Here is a 672-nt window from a genome sequence, read left to right as displayed (position 1 = left end):
CACCGCATTGTCGGTGCGGACCGCCCGGGGCGGATCGGTGTCCTCGTAGCCGTACAGGCCGAGGCCGTCCAGACCGGTCAGGTACACGGCCGGGGCCGCGTCGGACAGGATGTGGGCGGTGCGCTCAGCCGGGTAGTCGGGGTCCAGCGGAACGTAGGCCGCACCGCTCTTCAGCGTCCCCAGCAGAGCCGTGACCGCGTCCACCTCCCGGGGCATGTCCACCGCGACGAACGCCTCCGGGCCCGCCCCGTGCTCGGCCAGCCACCGGGCCAGCCGGTTCGCCCGCGCGTTCAACCCCGCATACGTCAGGCTCTCGCCCTCGCACGTCAGCGCAACCGCATCCGGTGTGGCCGCCGCCTGTTGCTCGAACAGCGTCACTACATCCACCGGCGGCATGCTGTCGCTCGGCTGGCCGTTCCACTCCTCCAGAACTTGGCGTTCTTCTGTGTAAGTGAGTACGTCGATGTCGGTGATGGGCAGGTCGGGATGCGCGGCGACGGCAGTCAGGAGTCGGATCAGACGGTCAACGATGGTCTGAGCGGTCTCGTGATTGAAAAGGTCCGTGCTGAAGTCCAGAACACCGCCGACACCACCAGTTTTCTCGCCAATCTCGGAAAAACTGAAGGAAAGGTCGAACTTCGGATTCGACCAGGCGTGTGCCACCGAATCAAC

Annotated in this window: 1 protein-coding gene; it reads right to left on the bottom strand. The window is 66.1% G+C overall.

What is annotated here, in order from left to right:
• Positions 1-672 (bottom strand): AMP-binding protein (locus tag EBH09_RS37665; protein ID WP_193776060.1); only part of this gene is annotated, 672 nt, incomplete at both ends.

The sequence above is a fragment of the Streptomyces sp. E2N166 genome (genome assembly GCF_003671715.1).
In the GTDB taxonomy this organism is placed as follows: domain Bacteria; phylum Actinomycetota; class Actinomycetes; order Streptomycetales; family Streptomycetaceae; genus Streptomyces; species Streptomyces thinghirensis.
Note: the sequence above shows the minus strand (reverse complement) of the source record. Positions and strands in the feature narration are given on the sequence as shown.